General features: G+C 53.6%; 15 protein-coding genes and 1 riboswitch. Of the genes, 6 read left to right on the top strand and 9 right to left on the bottom strand.

Features of this window, described 5'->3' with window-relative positions; genetic code table 11:
• Positions 1-264: 264 nt before the first annotated feature.
• From DW088_RS10040 to DW088_RS10015, 6 genes are all read right to left on the bottom strand, one after another.
• Positions 265-1086, bottom strand: coding sequence for a transglutaminase-like domain-containing protein (locus DW088_RS10040; RefSeq protein ID WP_118360604.1), 822 nt, complete (start codon positions 1084-1086; stop codon positions 265-267).
• A 15-nt stretch (positions 1087-1101) separates the two neighbouring features.
• Positions 1102-1190: riboswitch (cyclic di-GMP riboswitch) on the bottom strand.
• 274 nt (positions 1191-1464) lie between these two features.
• A complete protein-coding gene (locus DW088_RS10035; RefSeq protein WP_147356561.1) occupies positions 1465-5481 on the bottom strand; it encodes an S-layer homology domain-containing protein in 4017 nt (1338 codons plus the stop codon).
• 22 nt (positions 5482-5503) lie between these two features.
• Positions 5504-5743 carry a DUF2442 domain-containing protein gene (locus DW088_RS10030; protein WP_110435615.1) on the bottom strand — a complete coding sequence of 80 codons (240 nt, stop codon included), beginning with the start codon at positions 5741-5743 and terminating at the stop codon, positions 5504-5506.
• A gap of 96 nt (positions 5744-5839) precedes the next feature.
• Positions 5840-6349: a response regulator transcription factor gene (locus DW088_RS10025; protein ID WP_118360602.1), complete on the bottom strand. Its 510-nt coding sequence runs from the start codon at positions 6347-6349 to the stop codon at positions 5840-5842.
• Between the two features lie 238 nt (positions 6350-6587).
• On the bottom strand, positions 6588-7739 hold the full coding sequence (locus DW088_RS10020) for a sensor histidine kinase (protein ID WP_118360601.1): 1152 nt from the start codon (positions 7737-7739) through the stop codon (positions 6588-6590).
• Positions 7736-8410 carry a response regulator transcription factor gene (locus DW088_RS10015; protein WP_118360600.1) on the bottom strand — a complete coding sequence of 225 codons (675 nt, stop codon included), beginning with the start codon at positions 8408-8410 and terminating at the stop codon, positions 7736-7738. Before DW088_RS10015 ends, DW088_RS10020 begins: the two co-directional genes overlap by 4 nt.
• A gap of 294 nt (positions 8411-8704) precedes the next feature.
• Here DW088_RS10015 and DW088_RS10010 point away from each other — a divergent pair, with 294 nt between their 5' ends.
• From DW088_RS10010 to DW088_RS09995, 4 genes are all read left to right on the top strand, one after another.
• Positions 8705-8848, top strand: a complete 144-nt coding sequence (locus tag DW088_RS10010; protein WP_118360599.1) for a CD1871A family CXXC motif-containing protein — start codon at positions 8705-8707, stop codon at positions 8846-8848.
• Positions 8841-9731, top strand: coding sequence for a 4Fe-4S binding protein (locus DW088_RS10005; protein ID WP_199720430.1), 891 nt, complete (start codon positions 8841-8843; stop codon positions 9729-9731). Before DW088_RS10010 ends, DW088_RS10005 begins: the two co-directional genes overlap by 8 nt.
• The gene (locus tag DW088_RS10000; RefSeq protein ID WP_118360597.1) at positions 9731-10549 is read left to right on the top strand and encodes a TlpA family protein disulfide reductase; all 819 of its coding nucleotides are present in this window, start codon (positions 9731-9733) and stop codon (positions 10547-10549) included. The genes DW088_RS10005 and DW088_RS10000 overlap by 1 nt, the downstream gene beginning before the upstream one ends.
• A 569-nt stretch (positions 10550-11118) precedes the next feature.
• Positions 11119-12051 carry a nuclease-related domain-containing protein gene (locus DW088_RS09995; protein ID WP_118360596.1) on the top strand — a complete coding sequence of 311 codons (933 nt, stop codon included), beginning with the start codon at positions 11119-11121 and terminating at the stop codon, positions 12049-12051.
• Between the two features lie 49 nt (positions 12052-12100).
• Here DW088_RS09995 and DW088_RS09990 read toward each other — a convergent pair whose 3' ends face one another.
• The 3 genes from DW088_RS09990 to yedE are packed head-to-tail and all read right to left on the bottom strand — an operon-like array spanning position 12101 to position 13680.
• Positions 12101-12337, bottom strand: a complete 237-nt coding sequence (locus DW088_RS09990; protein WP_118360595.1) for a DUF3343 domain-containing protein — start codon at positions 12335-12337, stop codon at positions 12101-12103.
• Entirely contained in the window at positions 12337-12558 is a 222-nt protein-coding gene (locus tag DW088_RS09985) for a sulfurtransferase TusA family protein (RefSeq protein WP_118284744.1), read from the bottom strand. Before DW088_RS09985 ends, DW088_RS09990 begins: the two co-directional genes overlap by 1 nt.
• Before the next feature lie 21 nt (positions 12559-12579).
• Positions 12580-13680 (bottom strand): YedE family putative selenium transporter, encoded by a 1101-nt coding sequence (yedE, locus tag DW088_RS09980; protein WP_118360594.1) that lies wholly within the window; start codon positions 13678-13680, stop codon positions 12580-12582.
• Positions 13681-13839: 159 nt separating this feature from the next.
• Between yedE and DW088_RS09975 the strand changes: the two genes are divergently transcribed.
• Positions 13840-14736 carry a selenium metabolism-associated LysR family transcriptional regulator gene (locus DW088_RS09975; protein WP_158574659.1) on the top strand — a complete coding sequence of 299 codons (897 nt, stop codon included), beginning with the start codon at positions 13840-13842 and terminating at the stop codon, positions 14734-14736.
• Positions 14737-15028: 292 nt separating this feature from the next.
• Positions 15029-16402: an MATE family efflux transporter gene (locus DW088_RS09965; protein WP_442861185.1), complete on the top strand. Its 1374-nt coding sequence runs from the start codon at positions 15029-15031 to the stop codon at positions 16400-16402.
• Positions 16403-16485: the final 83 nt, after the last annotated feature.

The raw sequence follows: 16485 nt of genomic DNA, 5'->3' as shown, positions 1-16485 counted from the left end.
ACGGAAGTCATGCACAGAATTTTACGATCTTTTCTGTCGGCAGATACGCCGGACTGCATACACAGTTCTTTGCCTGCGCAGGACAGAAATCCTCCGGATCCTCTTCTTCAGTATACCATAAATGCCCGCGAATAACAAGCAAATACTGTAAAAAACGAAGAGAGATTTCAATCCGGAATCGTTTTTTATGCAATAAATCGCCGCTGATCGGGCATAAACATATCCCATCAGGACCATTTGCATACAAAATAAAATGAAAAAGTGTTAAGCCGCAGCTACTGCAAGCGCATCGCTGGTGTTGGTGTAGGTCAGCGGAGATACGCAGTCATGCAGGGTTTTTGCGTTCTTCACGCTGTGGGTAACCGCATAGGTCAGGTCAATCTGATACCACTTGCCGTTCAGATTTACCTTGTTCCAAGCGTGGTAACTGGAGCCGGCGTAGCCCTTGGTCAGTGCGCACGGGATGCCCTGGCTGCGGCACATTGCTGCAAACAGCGAGGAAAAATCGTAGCAGATACCGGTGGTGCCCTTCAGGGTGGCGGCGGTATCCGGGATGTACTTGGTAATCTTGCCACTGGTGATCTCATTCGCCAGCTTGTTATCATAAGTATAACGGCTTGCCATGTAGTTGTAGATGGCGATAACCTTAGCCTCGTCGGTCTTGGCGTTCCTGCAAAGCTCAGCAGCCTTAGCGGATACCGTATCACCCTTGGAGAACTGAACCTCGGAAGTGGAGGCCAGATACGGAGCATAGCTGTCCTTAACGGTTACGTTCATGGACTTGGACTCGACCTGCTGATAGGACGTACCGGAAACGTTGCGGTACAGCGTTACGGTGTACTTGCCGTTGCCCTTATCGAGAGAGAAGGAAGCATCCTTGCCACTCGGGCAATCATAGAATACGGTCTTGCCGCCGTTGTACTGAATACCGACCTTGAGCCTTGCACTCGAGGAGTAGTTTACGGTAACATAACCGTGGGTGGAATTGCTCATATCCACAACATCATTTACTGCTGCTGCGGTAACGCCCATCGAGAGGGCAGCTGCTGCAAAAACTGCGCATGCAATACGAAAAAGCCGCTTCATATCCGGCAATCTCCTTTCGGTAACTGGCTGCCAGCCCTCTCGATGAGGGGTAAGGCCCTATAGCTTTGCGTCGCCACCTTTCGGTGGGTTTGCCATTATCGTTTGAGATGCGGTCAAAGCGACTGCATCATCTTCTTTTATCCACACTATAGCGCATCTGTCGTGTTTTGTCAACAGGGTTTTACAAAAAAGAAGAAATTATGACACGTTGCCGCAGAGTTGCCGAAAATATGGCATTTTCCCCGTTTCTCCCGCTCTTATCGCAGCGATTTGTCCGGGAATGCAGCTCGCTCCAAAGCGTGAGATGGCGGCAAAAAATCGGTAAACAGACGGCGGCAGGGGTATTCCCCTGCCGCCGCTTTCTATCGGTTGATTGACTTATTTGCTGCCGTACAGTCTGTACAGGAACGTGACGATCTGTGCACGGGTGCAGGTCTCATCCGGACCGAACAGCGTGCTGCTGATGCCCTTGGTAATGCCCTGCTCAGTTGCCCACTTGACCGCATCGGCGTAGTAGGCGCTGTCGGCCACATCGGTAAATGCCGATGCACCGACCGAAGCCGTCGCCTTGACCGCACGATACAGAAAGGTAACGCCGTGAGCACGGGTGCAGGTCTCATCCGGGCCGAAGGTGGTATCGGTCGTACCGTTGGTGATGCTATTCTCGACCGCCCACGCGACTGCCTTGGCGTAGTATGCATCTGCCGGAACATCCGCGAAGCTGCTCAGCGCCTTCGGTTCAGGCGAACCCGCCGCGCGCCACAGGAAGGTTACAATCTGCGCTCTGGGGCAGGCAGCGTTCGGAGCGAACAGCGTGTCGCTCATGCCGCCGGTAATGCCCTTCTGCGCCGCCCAGAGGACTGCGTCATAGTAGTAATCCTCCGCGTGCACATCGGTGAAGAAGTTGAGCATGGTGTTGTCATCCATAAAGACCGCCTTCACCGTGATCTTGCCCGCAGGCATGACGAAGGTGTACTTGCCGCTGCCCTTCTCGGTCAACTCGAGCGCCTTACTGTCCTTGTCCAGCACGGTCAGGCTTTCGAGGACGTAGCCCTTGTCGGGGGTTGCCGTGATGGTCACAGTGTCGCCCTTGGACGCGGATTTGGGAGATACGGTGACAGTGCCGTGCTTTACATCATCTACAGATACCGAATAGCTGGGTGCGGAGAAGCCTCCTCCGCCGCCACCACCACCGCCGCCGCCGGACGAGCCGCCGCCGGAGGTGGAGTCTGTGATGCGAATGCTGATCTTCTTTTCCACGATCACATTGGTGTCTGCGTTGACCGCAGCACAGATCAGGGTCATCGTGCCCTCCTGATCACCGAAGCTGAGGGTATTTCCGCTGATAACGGCGTGGGTATCATTCTTTTCCAGCGTCCATCGTACAGAAGCCGGATAGGCCGCCAGCTCTTCCGGAGTAAAGGCCTTGCCGAACTGATCGAGCGTCGTTACCTTAGCTGCAGACAGATCCAGCGTCGTGTTTTTCCGAACGGACGACGGAATTCCGTCTGCGGTGATTGCAGTCAGCCGTCTCGGGGCATTGACCGTCAGCGTAATGTGGTTACTCTCGATGTCGCCGGAACGGGCATAGATCTCGGTAGAATCTTCTTTCAGTGCCTTGAGCGTTCCGTTTTCGAGCGAAACCACATCCGGCTTGGAGGTAACCCATTCAAAGCTGCCGCCGGTCATTGCTCTGCCATACTGATCGTAGCCGGCAGCGGTAAACTGATCTGCAAGAACCGCATTTTCATCCAGCCGCAGGACAAAACCGTCCTTCATGTCGGCGCGGATTGTCTTGAGGGTCGGCTGCTGCTCGACCTTAACAACGACATTCTTTGCAGTCTTGCTGGCAGAGGCAGAGGAGGCTTCCAGAATCACATCCGCATAGGAGGCATCCGGAACACTGCCAACCGCAACGAGCAGTTTTCCGTTTTCAATCGTGGCATTGGTCTGATTGGTGTCTGCCAGCGTCCACTCGATGTCCGACGGAATTCCACAGGGATTGCCGTGCTGATCACGGGCCAGCAGAGGGATGCGGGACAGATCATACGCTGCGCCCTCTACTGCGGCGGGAGCGCCGTCATTATAATACAGCTCATTCAGATAGGGCTTTGCCGTCACCTGTACGGGCAGCGGCTGTGCCGTCCGATAGACCGTTTCGCCCTGCTCGTCCTGTCCGACCGGATAATACAGGGTAACCGTATCCGTGCCGACTACAAGACCGGTGATTACGCTGCCGCTGATTTCGGCATAGCCCTTGTCCGTGGCAAGCCGCCACTCGAACAGGCCATCGTTAAGCGTCATGTCCTCGCCATACTGATCCTTGGCCTCCACATTGAGCGTGCTTAGGTCAAAGGTGTTCGCCGTATCATCATTATAGATGAGATTGGGAATCGTGCCGTTCACGGTCAGCGTATCGAGCTGCCGTTCGGGCAGAACCTGCAGCGGTACACGGTTGGATTCCGTGCCGTTCACTACGGCATAAATCTGATAGGTTCCCGGTGCGGTAAACTCGATGCTGCCCGTGGTTTCGTCAACCGTAATGTCATCGTTTGCTTCTGCATACCACTTGACCTTGCCGGTTACATCAAAATCGTTGCCGTCCTCGTCCTTAGCGGCCACGGTCAGACCCTTAACGTCGGCGGTGTTGCTGCCGTCGTTGAAGTAGAACGGCTCAAAGCTGCCCTCTACCGTAACCGAGGAAAGCACAACGGGCAGGATGGTCAGTTCAATCAGCTCGCTGTTGAAATCATCCGTTGTTTCGATCGTATCCTTCGGCCGATAGCGCAGGAACAGCTGTGCTCCGTCATTCGGCTTGAGCGCATTGAGGACAGGATAGCCATTGCGGTTTGTCGTGACCTCGGCGTACTCCGAAGCGTCGTTCAGCCCTTCGTCCACAACCGTCCATTCGCCGCTCAGGCGGGGATTGAAGCCGTACCAGTCCACGTCGTGTTCGTTTTTCGCCTCGACCTTGATGCTGTCCAGACGCAGGCTTTGCTGCTCGTACAGCGAGACCTGTTCGGTATCAGGCACCAGACGATCGAGTGCATAGATTGGGTACACCTTCTGCGGGGTGATGACGGTGTTCTTGGAGGTGTAGTGGAACGAACCGAAGTACGGTGCAACCGGCTGACCGGAGCGCAGCTGATCGGCTGCCGTCTTGAATGCTCCCTGATACAGGCTGTTCATATCCAGACCATCGGGGTCGTAGCCGGAGACATCCCGGTTCTGGATGCGTGCATCCAGATCCTCGATTGCACTTCTGCCGTTCCGACCGAAGGTATACTGCTTAAACTCCTGTCCTTTCCATCTATCTGCACTGGTGCCATTCACTTTGGTTACATGATAACCGGTAGCTGAGAGAATCATGGTCTTATATTTGATGTACACCGCGCCGGTATAGGGGATGGTCGTTTGCAGGTCGGTCACATCGACATTGATGTCAATGCCCGTATGTGCCGGCAGCGGTACGGAGATGGTATCCGTAATAGACTGCGCGTAGGACTCTTCCTTGCTGCTCTCGTAGGTCTTTTCCATGCCGTAGGAATAGGAAAAACTCTGCTCTACCTTGGCAGTGGGCGAAAGCGCGGCTAGAACGGGCACGCTGAATTCAACGCCTACCGTGGTCTCCTCGGTCCAGTTCTGCGAATAGGTATTGGAGACCGTGGTCGAGGTCGTGGTGCTCTTTTCATAGGTATAGCTTTTTTCGACCGTGTTTTCAAAGTCGTTGCGGTTTTCCGCCGTCACCTTGTAGCTGTCCGAGCTGCCGCCCAGATTAAACCGGTAGCCCTTCTGTTCGAGCGACGCCGTTGTGTCATCCGTCTCGATGGAAGGCGTTTCAAACCGGTTCGCAATGCCCTGAATTTCAAAGTCGTAGAACGCCTGCACATAGTAGCCGTAGCCGGTACTTACATAAGAGTGGTGGTCATCGCGTTCCTTCTCCGCTCTGGTAGAGACATAATAAACCGGGGTTTCTTCTTCCGGAAGACTGTTCAAAACACCCGAGCCGCTCAAAATCGCACCCTGGTCAACGACGCTGCTGACAGCATCCCGCAGGCCCTTGGATGTATACTGTACCTTTGCGTAATCTGCCGCAGTCAGAGCGGTATACGGCTCATGATAGCCGTGTTCATTGTTGTCATTATAGTACGTTTTTGGCAAAACATTGTTTGCAATGCCCGCCCACTGCTCCGCAAATTCGGGGCTCTTGATCATCTCCTGCAAAATCTGCTCCTGTGTGCCCGGCAGATTGTAGGTGTCTGAGGCATCAAAGATCTCCCAGTCGTTTTCTGCCGTCACCGCCGCCCCGGCTGTCGGGGGCATCGCCCCTATACACATCACCAGAGCCAGCAGTCCGCACAAACCTCGCCGTCGTATTATCTGCTTTTTACTCATGCCATTCTCCTCCTTTTCTGTTTCAGTGCTCCTGCTCGGCCATGGAAAACAGCTCGTTATGGCTCATCTCCACATCGCCGAAGCGGACAAAAATGCCGTTTGTCACCGCGCTGTTCCACACCTGCGGGTCAGAAAGTGACCGGAATCGGAATTTATCCAGATAGGGCTTCATATCCAGCAGCAGGCGGCTGCCGGAGATAAAATCGACCTGCAGAACGTGGTCGGTCAGCGGCTTGACTGACTGAATGTATTTCCGGTCCAAATGCGTACCTCCTCTCGCTTACACAAAATAAAAGGTCCACCGTACCTATAGGATACGGTGAACCTTTCAAAAAAACCATTCACAAGTTGTTAGTTTTTATCCGCAAGCAGGTCGAGCAGTAGCTTGCGCTTCGCACGCGGCTCTCTGCAGTTTGGTGTAGATTTGATTCACATACTGCCGGATACTGCCCTCGGACAGATACAGCTTTTCCGCGATTTCACGGTTGTTCAGCCGCTGTGCCATCAGCCGGACAATCTCATATTCCCGCTCGGTCAGCGCATGACACAGATCGTCGATCAGAAGTCCGCCGCTCGCTCCGTCGGTCGGACAGTCGTATTCCCGCAGAAAGGCAAAGCCTGCACGCGCAAAGGCGTCCTGCACACTTTTCCAGAAAATCGCAAGATTGCCCGAGTACACACTGATGCGCACAATGTACGGCGCTTCGGCTCCGGCACGTTCCGCGAGATACCACTCCACCGCCGTCGTTTTGCCGTAGCCCATGGGTGCAACCACGGTCGTCATGGCACAGCGCGAGATTGGCCGCAGGCTCTCCTGCAGTCGCTCGGATATGTAGATCGTGTTCAGGTTCCATTTCGATTTTGGCATGGCGCACCTCCGAATACTGTAATGTGCTCTCCTGTCCGCTATACTGTCTAAATTATACTGGATTTCAGAGCGGGTGTAAACCGTGTACGCTGTTAAGGCAGCGTGCATAAATAAGGGAGCCGCCTTCCGGCAGCTCCCCTGCAGCTGATGTTTTTATACCTTAAATATACGGTGCAGCAGCATACCGCCAGTAGAGCATGCTGAACAGCCATGCGTATATATGCCCTCAATTTAAGCGTCAATCCGCTTTTCCAACCGGCAGTGTTACCAGAACAGTCGTTCCCGTATCTGCGCTCTGTTCAACGCGCACTGTGCCGCCATGCAGGCGGACAATCTCCTGCACGAGCGCCAGTCCCAGTCCCACGCCGCCCATTGCGCGGCTGCGCGACTTATCCACGCGGAAAAACGGCTGAAAGATGCTGTCCCGGTACTCCTCGGCAATGCCCGGACCGGTATCGCGCACGCGGATTGCCGCCTGACCGCCTTCCCGCTCGACAGATACTTCCACCGAACCGCCCGTGCGGTTGTACTTGATCGCGTTCTCTGTCAAATTGAACAGCAGCCGATACAGCAGCACATCGCTGCCGATAAACTGCACGTTTTCGCCGGTCTGCGTCAGTGTAATACCGTTTTTCTGTGCCAGAGGTGTCAAATCGACCAACACCTCCTCAACCATCGGTGCAAGGTCGATACGGTCGGTGCGCGGCACCGACCGCAGGTCGCTCATCTCAAGCAGGGTACGCACAAGCGCACTCAGGCGCTCAACCTGCTCCTGCTGAAAATGCAGCAATTTCGCAGTTTCTTCGCTCATCTGCCGATGTTCCGCCGCAAAGAGCTCCAGCCTTGTCTGCATCAGCGCCAGCGGTGTCCGCAGCTCATGGGCGGCGTTGCCCGTAAACTGCCGCTGTGCATCGAACGCCTGCGCCAGCCGGTCCAGCATGCCGTTCACCGACTCGCTCAGCTGCCGGAACTCGGCAGTAGTATCCTCCGGCAGACGGGTGTCCGTCAGGCTTTCTTCGTTGATCTGTTCGGTCTGCTGTGCAAAATCCTTCAGCGGCTTCAAAGCCTTTCCGCTGAAGAAATACGCGATAACGGCGCTCAGCAGTGTCACCAGTGCGGTGATGCACCAGCCCATGCGCTCGAAACGCACCTTTTCTTCATTGACCTGCTGAGAAAAGTCGCTGAAGAACGCCTGCATATTCTCTTTGGGTATCTGAATGGTCATTTCCTGCTGGTTTTCCGTCTTGTATTCCACCACAAAGCCGTTCAGCGCATCCATGCTGCCCGAACCGGAGTAAAACAGCAGCAGATTCAGGCTCACACACGCCGCCGCGATAAGCAGCGCGGTCAATATCGTAATGCGCCACTGGACAGAAATTCGTTTGCTCATTCGCCCGCTCCTATCTCATAGCCCTGACCGATCTTGTTGCGGATCGGGTCGTATCCCAGTACTGCACGCAGTTTTTTCCGCAGCATGGAGATATGCACACGGATGGAGTTGCTGAAGCTGTCCACGCTGCTGTCCCACACATGCTCGATCAGCTCCTCCTGGCTGACGGGTCTGCCGCGGTTGAGCAGCAGATATTCCAGAATGCCGCTCTCCTTGCGCGTGAGCGAAAGCGTCTGTCCGGCTGCCGTGGCCGTGCGGCTGCGGGTATCAAACGTCAGCCCGCCGCACCGCAGGCACACGTCCTGCTGCACAAATCGGCGGCGCGTCAGGCTGCGCACACGCGCTTCCAGTTCCTCTAAATGGAACGGTTTGGACAGATAATCGTTCGCACCGGCATCCAGTCCGTCAACCTTGTCGGATATTTCACTGCGTGCCGACAGGATGAGCACGCCGGTCTCCTGATCATGCTCCCGCAGAGTACGCAGCACCGTCATACCGTCCACCTTAGGCAGATTCAAGTCGAGCAGCACCAGATCGTATTTTTCTACCGCCAGCAGCTCCAGCGCCGCTTCTCCGTCAAAGCAGATATCCGCCTCATAGCCGGACAGACGCAGTTTTTTTGCAATGTCCTCACACAGATCGCGCTCATCCTCTATCACCAAAAGACGCATGGTCCTTCCTCCTTGCCGTTTCGTTACCTTTATTATAGCAGATACGGATAAAGTTTGTGTTAACGAGACTGTCGAAAAACTTCATTTTTCCGAGCAGCCTCTGAATTTGCTTCGCAAATTCTATTTTATGCGCGCTTCCGCGCGAAACGAAACACTGTATGCTCGAAAAATTGACTTTATCGACAGACTGTATGGCACTCTCGCAAAAAAATCTTCCGCATTTCCAGCCTGTTAACAAAGATTTTATGTCGTCCGCTGTATACTGTTTACAACAACTGTGAGAGGAGCACGACTATGCCGCGTTACAAAACCGCCGCTCAGCTGGTGCTGCTGCTGAGTGCTGTTGCGATGATTCTTCTGGGCATCCGCCTCGGCGAAGCCGAAACCGTATTATCAAAGGCGATCCGCCTGTGTATGGAGTGTGTTGGCATTGGATAAGAAAAAAATCCCTTTTTTATCCCGCTTTCGCGGTTGGATACAGGCGGCAGCCACCCTGCTGACCAATATCCACCTGCCGAATTTTGTACAGGGCAAACTATATCAGGGAAGCGGCAAGACCGTCTGCGTGCCCGGACTCAACTGCTATTCCTGCCCCGGTGCAGCCGGCGCGTGTCCGATTGGCGCGTTTCAAGCGGTGATCGGCTCATCAAAGTTTAAATTTTCCTATTATATCACCGGAATCCTGATTTTATTCGGTGTCCTGCTCGGACGGTTCATCTGCGGTTTTCTGTGCCCATTCGGTTGGTTTCAGGAGCTGCTGCACAAAATCCCCTCGCCTAAGCTGTCCACCAAAAGGCTGAAGCCGCTCCGCTATGTGAAATATGCGGTGCTGCTGATCATGGTGGTGCTGCTGCCCGTACTTGTCACAAATGAACTCGGCATGGGCGATCCGTTCTTCTGCAAGTACCTGTGTCCGCAGGGAGTTCTCGAGGGCGCGCTGCCGCTGGCGGCGGTCAATTCCGGTATTCGTTCCGCGCTCGGCGCGCTGTTTACCTGGAAAGCAGCCGTTCTGCTGACCGTTATCGTGTGCAGCATTCTGTTTTACCGTCCATTCTGCAAATGGCTGTGCCCGCTCGGCGCCTTTTATGCCCTGCTGAACCGCGTTTCACTGTTTCAAATGCAGGTGGATACGCATAAGTGCGTATCCTGCGGCGCGTGTGCCAAAGCCTGCAAAATGGATGTGGATATCACGAAAAACCCCAATCATGCCGAGTGCATCCGCTGCGGCATGTGTATGAAAGCCTGCCCGACCGATGCTATCTGCTACCGCTACGGTCTGGGCGATAAAACCCAAACGCATAACAAAGGAGAGACCATCTAATGAAACGAAATCGACTGATTGCATTTGCCCTGTCCGTAAGCCTGCTGCTCGGCGCATCCGCCTGCGGCAAACCGGCAAAAACCGTCTCCGAGCTGATAGCGGAGGAAAACGCCATCCTCGACCAGCACCAGGAGTTGTGGACAACGGCTCTGAATTCGCTCGACAAGGACAATCTGTCGCAGAGCACTCAGAGCACCAACTACGCCGATGTACTCGATCTTGCGATTAATAACGTCAAGGACCAGCTCTCGGCCGAGGACTACAAGACGCTGACCGACGATGCCGCCAAGGTCCGCAAGCTGGAGGACCAGCTGCAGGAACTTCCGCCCGAGGAAGGCACCACCGCATCCGACGACAGCACGTTCCCCGCTTTCGAGGGCAAAGACCTGGACGGCAACGCCGTGGACAGCAGCTTGTTCGCTGACAACGCGTTTACGGTCGTGAATCTCTGGTTCAGCGGCTGCAAGCCGTGCGTGGCCGAACTTGGTGATCTGGACAAGCTGAATCAGACCGTCAAGGCTCAGGGCGGCGAGGTTATCGGCATCAATACAGAAACGCTCGATGACAATACGGATGCCATTGCTACCGCTAAACAGATTCTGCAGACCAAGGGGGCATCCTACCGCAACATCACCTTTGCATCCGGCAGCGAGGCCGGTCAGTTTGCACTGAACACCACGGCATTCCCAACCACCTATGTTATCGACCGGAACGGAAAAATCGTCGGTAAACCGGTACTCGGCGGCATCACGAACGAAAGCAGCATGAAGCAGCTGCAGGAGAATATTGATACCGCGATTGCAAACGACGGAAAATAACACCCACGGGTAACTGCCGCTGCAATCCGCATCATAAACATACACAGCGCAGATTGTGCTGAGAAAGGCAACGAAGATTAGCAGTGCCAGGTAAACGTAAACGAAGCCGCAGACGAAAGTCTGCGGCTTCTGTCTGTCAAAAAATCAGATTGGCGTTTTGCGTTTCGTGCGGTAGCACGCATCAAATAGAATTTGCGAAGCAAATTCATAAATTCCGGGAGCATGGTCCAGACCACCCTCTCTTGCCGCTATGCGGCAATTCACCTTGTGTATCTCGGAATTTATACAAGGGAAGAAAAAATGTGCCCGTCAGGGCGCGGTTTTTCTTCGATTTCGCTCGAAAGCGTAGTTTCGAGCGAGAGGCTGCTCGGAAAACGTTAGTTTTTCGACAGCCTCAGAAGCCGCAGACTTTCGCCTGCGGCTTCTGCGTGCCTGTGGAAATATCCACGAAGATATGCACAAACCTGTGGATAAATTTGAGGACGGAACTTTTCCTTGTTTCTCCTATATGGTATACTAAAATTATACAAGCGAAAATCGCAGGAAAAAGAGAAACACGAGGGATAAACATGGGACTGTTTTCAAAACCGGAGGTTGTGATTGCGAAAGAATCCAGCAACGCAAAGGAGTATCTGCGGCAGCTGGAAGAGCTGGCGGAAAAGGCAACCGGAGAAAACGCGAAAAAAATCGCAAAAGAGATTGCCGTGGTGAAAGCCGGCATTATCGGTGAGGATAATATTCTGTTTGAGCTGAAAAACAGCGGTATGGATATGGTTGTGCTGCACGATTTGTATATTGAAAGCGTGTCCGGTGCCTCGGCACAGATTGACTTTCTGGTACTGACTCCAAAGATTAACTTTGTGTTGGAGTGCAAAAATCTGTTCGGCAATATCGAGATCAACAGCAAGGGCGATTTTATCCGCACAATTCGCTGCGGCGGTCGGTACTATAAAGAGGGAATTTATTCGCCGATTACGCAGAATCAGCGGCATTTGCAGGTGCTGAATGAATGTCGAAACGAAAATCATGGTAAGGTGATGGCAGCACTTCGAAATCACTGGTTTAGTAACTTTTTCAAGGGATTGGTCGTGCTTTCTAATCCTAAAACGATTATCAATGACCAAGATGCTCCACAGGAAGTAAAAAAACAGGTTATCCGTGCGGATCAGTTGGTGGAAACGATTAAGCGGATGAACAGAGAATCAAGTGAACTGAAATCTTCCATGAAGGATTTGAAAGAAGATGGTGAGTATTATCTGAACAAAATGCACATTGAAAAGCCAATCACCTATATCGAAAAATTCAAGCAGGAGGAGCTGGAGGACCAGCCTGCCGCCGAGCGGCCTGCGCCGTCGGAGGGAAAATACTGTCCGAAGTGCGGCAAGCCGCTTGTTATGCGGGAGGCCAGACGCGGCACACATATCGGCGAAAAATTCTGGGGCTGCACAGGATTTCCTCAATGTCATTTTATAAAGAAAATCGTGAAAACCGAAAACAAATAAACAGAAAAGCGGCATGACTTGCATCAAAGTCATGCCGCTTTATGGTTACTTAGAACACAAACACCTCGCTCTGCTCGATCTCAATCCCGCAGTCCGCGATAACCGTCTGATACTGCGCGTAAACTTCGGCTTCCATGCGCCACGCGATGCCGCATCCGGCGGACAATCTGCGCGGCACCGGCACCAGCCGGCCGGCAATACCGTTCTGCTTGCAGAATGCTTCCATCTCCATGGCGGCATCGGTGGTGTGGAAGGTGAGCACCTGATACGGCTTTTTCTCTCGCATTACGCCTGAAAAACGATCTCGAAGCACCCATCCGGACGCACAGTCGTCTGACCGGACTTGTTCTCATACTCGAGCATTTTCTCGATATTCTTGCGGGTGTGCGCCTCGTCACCGAGCACACGGATCAGCTTCCCCGGGTGATCCTGCATCGCGTCCATCGCCAGCAGAACCGGCTCCGGACAGGACAGACCGCGAACATCTACTTCAACATATTCAGCCATTGCACATTCTCCTTTTCCGACTTACTTTGCCGTCTTTTTGCGGCGCAGATTGGTGCCCGCAATGACAAACAGCACGATAATGCAGACGATCACGGCGATTTTGCCGGCTGCCGCCGGACCGCCTGCGACTGCAGGCTCGGTTTCGGTTGCCGCCTTGGCAGCCGCGCCGACCAGACCGAAGTTATGCGCGAATGCCGCGCCGATCAACATACCGAGGAAGGTGACCGCGCTATCAGACGAGCCCTGACCTGCCAGAATGAGCTGACGCAGCGGGCAGCCGCCAGCCAGCACAGCCGCAAAGCCTACAACATACATGCCAAGAATGTTCCACAGGTGCTGGGAATGCGCGATCGGCTGACCGGAAAAACCGAGGTGGAAGCTGCCGGTTGCCGCATTGTAGACTGCCATCACTGCAAACAGGGCCGCGATAATGCTGATCAGGTCGAAATTCTTCATCAGAATGATATCGCGGATGCTGCCCGCAAGGCACATACGGCTCTTCTGCGCGAGCGCACCGATGATGAGCGCAACCACCAGAGAAAGAATGATCGGCGCATGCTTGCTGCCCGGGCCCTCGGTGCTGACCGCGTAAGCGCCGGTCGCCACGCCGATTACGAGCAGCGCCGCCAGCACAACCGGCAGAACGGCACCGCCGACCGGCTTGGCCTCATACGCACGGCCGAGCGAGAAACCCTTCTTGAGGAAGAACGAGCCGGTCGCCACACCGCCTGCAAAGCCGATAAGCGCGACCCACGCATTCAAGTCACCGGCGGCCATGCGCAGCACCATGCGGAGCGGACAGCCGAGGAATACGAGGGCGCCGATCATCATCGCAGCGCCCAGAATAAAACGCACCATCGGCGAGGAACCGGCGGTGGACTTATACTCCTTGGTCAGCAGCGCCAGCAGGAACGAGCCGCAGACAAAGCCGACGACCTCCGGACGGAAATACTGCACCGGAGCCGCAGTGTGCAGCTTAAGCGCACCCGCTGTATCGCGGATGAAGCAGGCAACGCAGATCGCCATGTTGGCAGGGTTTCCGTAAATTGCCAGAAGCATGACCAGCAGTCCGATCACCGCACCGGACACTGCTAGCTTCCATGTCTTGTCAAACAGTTTCATGATTTTCTCCTTTTTTGTGAAATGAGGGAATTTTATGCTGTATTCAGTATATCATGCGGTGTTTTCAATGTGAAATTGATTCTATTGATAATTTGATTGAATCTATTGATATAATCTATAAATACAGCTATAATGGAGAAAACGAAAGGAATGCCGCCCATGGATATTCGTCAGCTGGAAGCCTATGTCTATACCGTGAAGTACCGCAGTTTTTCACTTGCTGCACAGAAGCTGTATCTGTCGCAGCCGACCGTCAGCGCGCACATCTGCAATCTGGAAAAGGAGCTGCACACGCAGCTGCTCAAACGCACGACAAAAACGCTCTCGGTGACACCGGCCGGTCAGACGCTGTATAATTATGCTGCAGAAATCCTCGATTTGCGGCACAAAGCCATTCTGGAGCTGTCCAACGGGCAGGAAACCATGCTGCATATCGGCGTATCGTCCGTGCCGTCGCTGTATCTGCTGCCCGAGCTGCTGGCAGCGTACCACGAGAAGACCCCGGAAATCCGATTCCGCACCAGCTGCTCGGACAGTCTGGATGTGATAAACAAGGTCGCAGACAGCACCTGCGATATCGGTCTGGTCGGCACAAAGACCGCAGAGGCCAACTGCGAATTTCTGCCGGTCACCTCGGACGAGCTGATAATCGCCGCACCGAACACACCGCATTTCCGTGCCTATCAAAGCCAGCTGGACCCGCTGACAGCGCTCCTGCGCGAACCGTTCCTGCTGCGCGAGGACAACTCGGGTACCAAGCAGGAAACACTGTATTTCCTTCAAAATCACGGTCTGTCGCTTGATGAACTGAATGTCATCGCCGTCATGGATGACGCGGCAGCGCTCAAGCGTTGCATCGCACTTGGCATGGGCATTTCCATTCTGTCGCGCGCAACTGTGCAGACCGATGCACAGCAGGGACGCCTGCTGCTGTTCCCCCTCGGACGGTCAGCGTTCCTGCGCCGGCTGTACATTGTGTATCCGTCCATACGGCGTATGTCCGAGCAGGCTATTCACTTTCTGGATTTCATGAAAAGGTATTATCGGATTAGATGACAGCCGTGCTGTCCGGTTTGATATAGCCAATCGGGCAGGAGGCTCTCCTGCATAGAAAGCCGACCTCGCGCACCACCGTGCGAACCGACCGGCACACGGCGGTTCTATCCGCAAGGTCAAAACGGACAAAGCGGATTCCTTAAGGCAACACCGAATTATATGGAGGCGGGAAAGGCATCCATTCTGTGTTCCTGTGAACCGGCTGCAGCAATGGTATTTGGCTTTTTCTTGTTTAGAGAAATTCCTGCTATGCTCGTACTTTCTAATAAAAAGCCAGAAATTGTGGAGGAAAATGATCATGTCAAAAGATGAATATTTGATTACCGATGCGCCCCTGAAAGCGCTGACGGTTTTTGCCATGCCGATGATTCTCGGCAGCTTTTTTCAGCAGGTATACAATATGGCCGACTCCATCATCGTCGGTCAGTTTGTCGGCTCTTCCGCTCTTGCAGCGGTCGGCGCCTGCGCTGCCCTGACCAATGTTTTCATTTGTGTGGCGCTGGGTGCCGGTGTCGGTGCAGGCGTGCTCGTAAGCCGTTATTTCGGCGCCAGAGAGTATGGCAAAATGAAAACCATTGTATCTACCTCCCTGATCAGCTTTTTACTTCTGAGTATCATCCTTGGTGTCTTTGGCTTTTGCTTTTCCCATGCGATGATGAGCGGATTACAGACCCCTGCCGATATTCTGAAGGAGGCAGTACTGTATCTGCGGGTCTATTTCGTAGGTTTTCCGTTTTTGTTCATGTACAATATTCTTTCTACCATGTTCACTTCCATTGGTGAATCAAAAATTCCGCTGGGACTGCTGATCTTTTCATCAATCCTGAATATTGTGCTGGATCTTTGGATGGTAGCCGGTCTGGGACTTGGCGTGTTCGGTGCGGCGCTTGCAACGCTGATTGCGCAGGGCATTTCGGCTGTGTTTTCACTTTTGATTTTCTTTTATCGGATGCGGCGGTATAAGAGCAGCTTTGTCTGGTTTGACGGGCAGGAGCTGCGTTCGATGCTTCAGATTGCTGTTCCATCGGTTCTTCAGCAGTCTACCGTATCCATCGGTATGATGATCGTACAGGCGGTGGTAAATCCCTTCGGCACACAGGCACTCGCGGGATACGCGGCGACGATGCGGGTGGAGAACGTCTTTTCTCTGATTTTTGTGTCCATCGGCAATGCGGTTTCGCCGTATGTTTCCCAGAACCTTGGCGCAAACAAAACCCAGCGCATCAAAAAAGGCTACCGCGCAGCATTGATTCTGGATGCATGCTTTGCTGTTCTTGCCTTCCTTGTCATTGAAACGCTGCACACGCAGATTTCCTCGCTGTTCCTTGGAAAAGACGGAACCGCCCTGGCTTATCAGGTGTCCGGAGATTATATGAGATGGATTGGTTTCTTCTTTGTCTTTATGGGCATCAAAATGGCGACCGATGGCGTTCTTCGCGGACTCGGAATCATGCGGCCGTTCCTCATTGCCAATATGGTAAACCTTGCGATTCGCTTGTCCGTGGCGTTGATCTGTGCACCGCGTTTTGGTATTGCATTTGTCTGGCTTGCCGTGCCGGCAGGCTGGCTTGCCAACTTCCTGATTTCCTATACGGCTCTCAGGAAATCCTGGCCGACTGAAAAAAGTGGTGTTATCTCGGTAAATTCCAGTTTACCGAAAAGATGAAATCCTTCGGAACGGCATCTGAAATATTAACAGCGAAGTAAAAAAAACATCCCGAATCCTGTGTACAGTCCGGGATGGAACTG

Source organism: Butyricicoccus sp. AM05-1 (assembly GCF_003474415.1).
GTDB lineage: Bacteria > Bacillota > Clostridia > Oscillospirales > Butyricicoccaceae > Agathobaculum > Agathobaculum butyriciproducens.
Note: the sequence above shows the minus strand (reverse complement) of the source record. Positions and strands in the feature narration are given on the sequence as shown.

What these genes read in the sequence shown, in the direction of transcription:
- yedE (WP_118360594.1), bottom strand. Translation starts at nt 13,680, where the DNA reads ATGAAACTGTTTGACAAGACATGGAAGCTAGCAGTGTCCGGTGCGGTG.
- DW088_RS10000 (WP_118360597.1), top strand. Translation starts at nt 9,731, where the DNA reads ATGAAACGAAATCGACTGATTGCATTTGCCCTGTCCGTAAGCCTGCTG.
- DW088_RS10025 (WP_118360602.1), bottom strand. Translation starts at nt 6,349, where the DNA reads ATGCCAAAATCGAAATGGAACCTGAACACGATCTACATATCCGAGCGA.
- DW088_RS09975 (WP_158574659.1), top strand. Translation starts at nt 13,840, where the DNA reads ATGGATATTCGTCAGCTGGAAGCCTATGTCTATACCGTGAAGTACCGC.
- DW088_RS10035 (WP_147356561.1), bottom strand. Translation starts at nt 5,481, where the DNA reads ATGAGTAAAAAGCAGATAATACGACGGCGAGGTTTGTGCGGACTGCTG.
- DW088_RS10040 (WP_118360604.1), bottom strand. Translation starts at nt 1,086, where the DNA reads ATGAAGCGGCTTTTTCGTATTGCATGCGCAGTTTTTGCAGCAGCTGCC.
- DW088_RS10010 (WP_118360599.1), top strand. Translation starts at nt 8,705, where the DNA reads ATGCCGCGTTACAAAACCGCCGCTCAGCTGGTGCTGCTGCTGAGTGCT.
- DW088_RS09990 (WP_118360595.1), bottom strand. Translation starts at nt 12,337, where the DNA reads ATGCGAGAGAAAAAGCCGTATCAGGTGCTCACCTTCCACACCACCGAT.
- DW088_RS09995 (WP_118360596.1), top strand. Translation starts at nt 11,119, where the DNA reads ATGGGACTGTTTTCAAAACCGGAGGTTGTGATTGCGAAAGAATCCAGC.
- DW088_RS10020 (WP_118360601.1), bottom strand. Translation starts at nt 7,739, where the DNA reads ATGAGCAAACGAATTTCTGTCCAGTGGCGCATTACGATATTGACCGCG.
- DW088_RS10015 (WP_118360600.1), bottom strand. Translation starts at nt 8,410, where the DNA reads ATGCGTCTTTTGGTGATAGAGGATGAGCGCGATCTGTGTGAGGACATT.
- DW088_RS09985 (WP_118284744.1), bottom strand. Translation starts at nt 12,558, where the DNA reads ATGGCTGAATATGTTGAAGTAGATGTTCGCGGTCTGTCCTGTCCGGAG.
- DW088_RS09965 (WP_442861185.1), top strand. Translation starts at nt 15,029, where the DNA reads ATGATCATGTCAAAAGATGAATATTTGATTACCGATGCGCCCCTGAAA.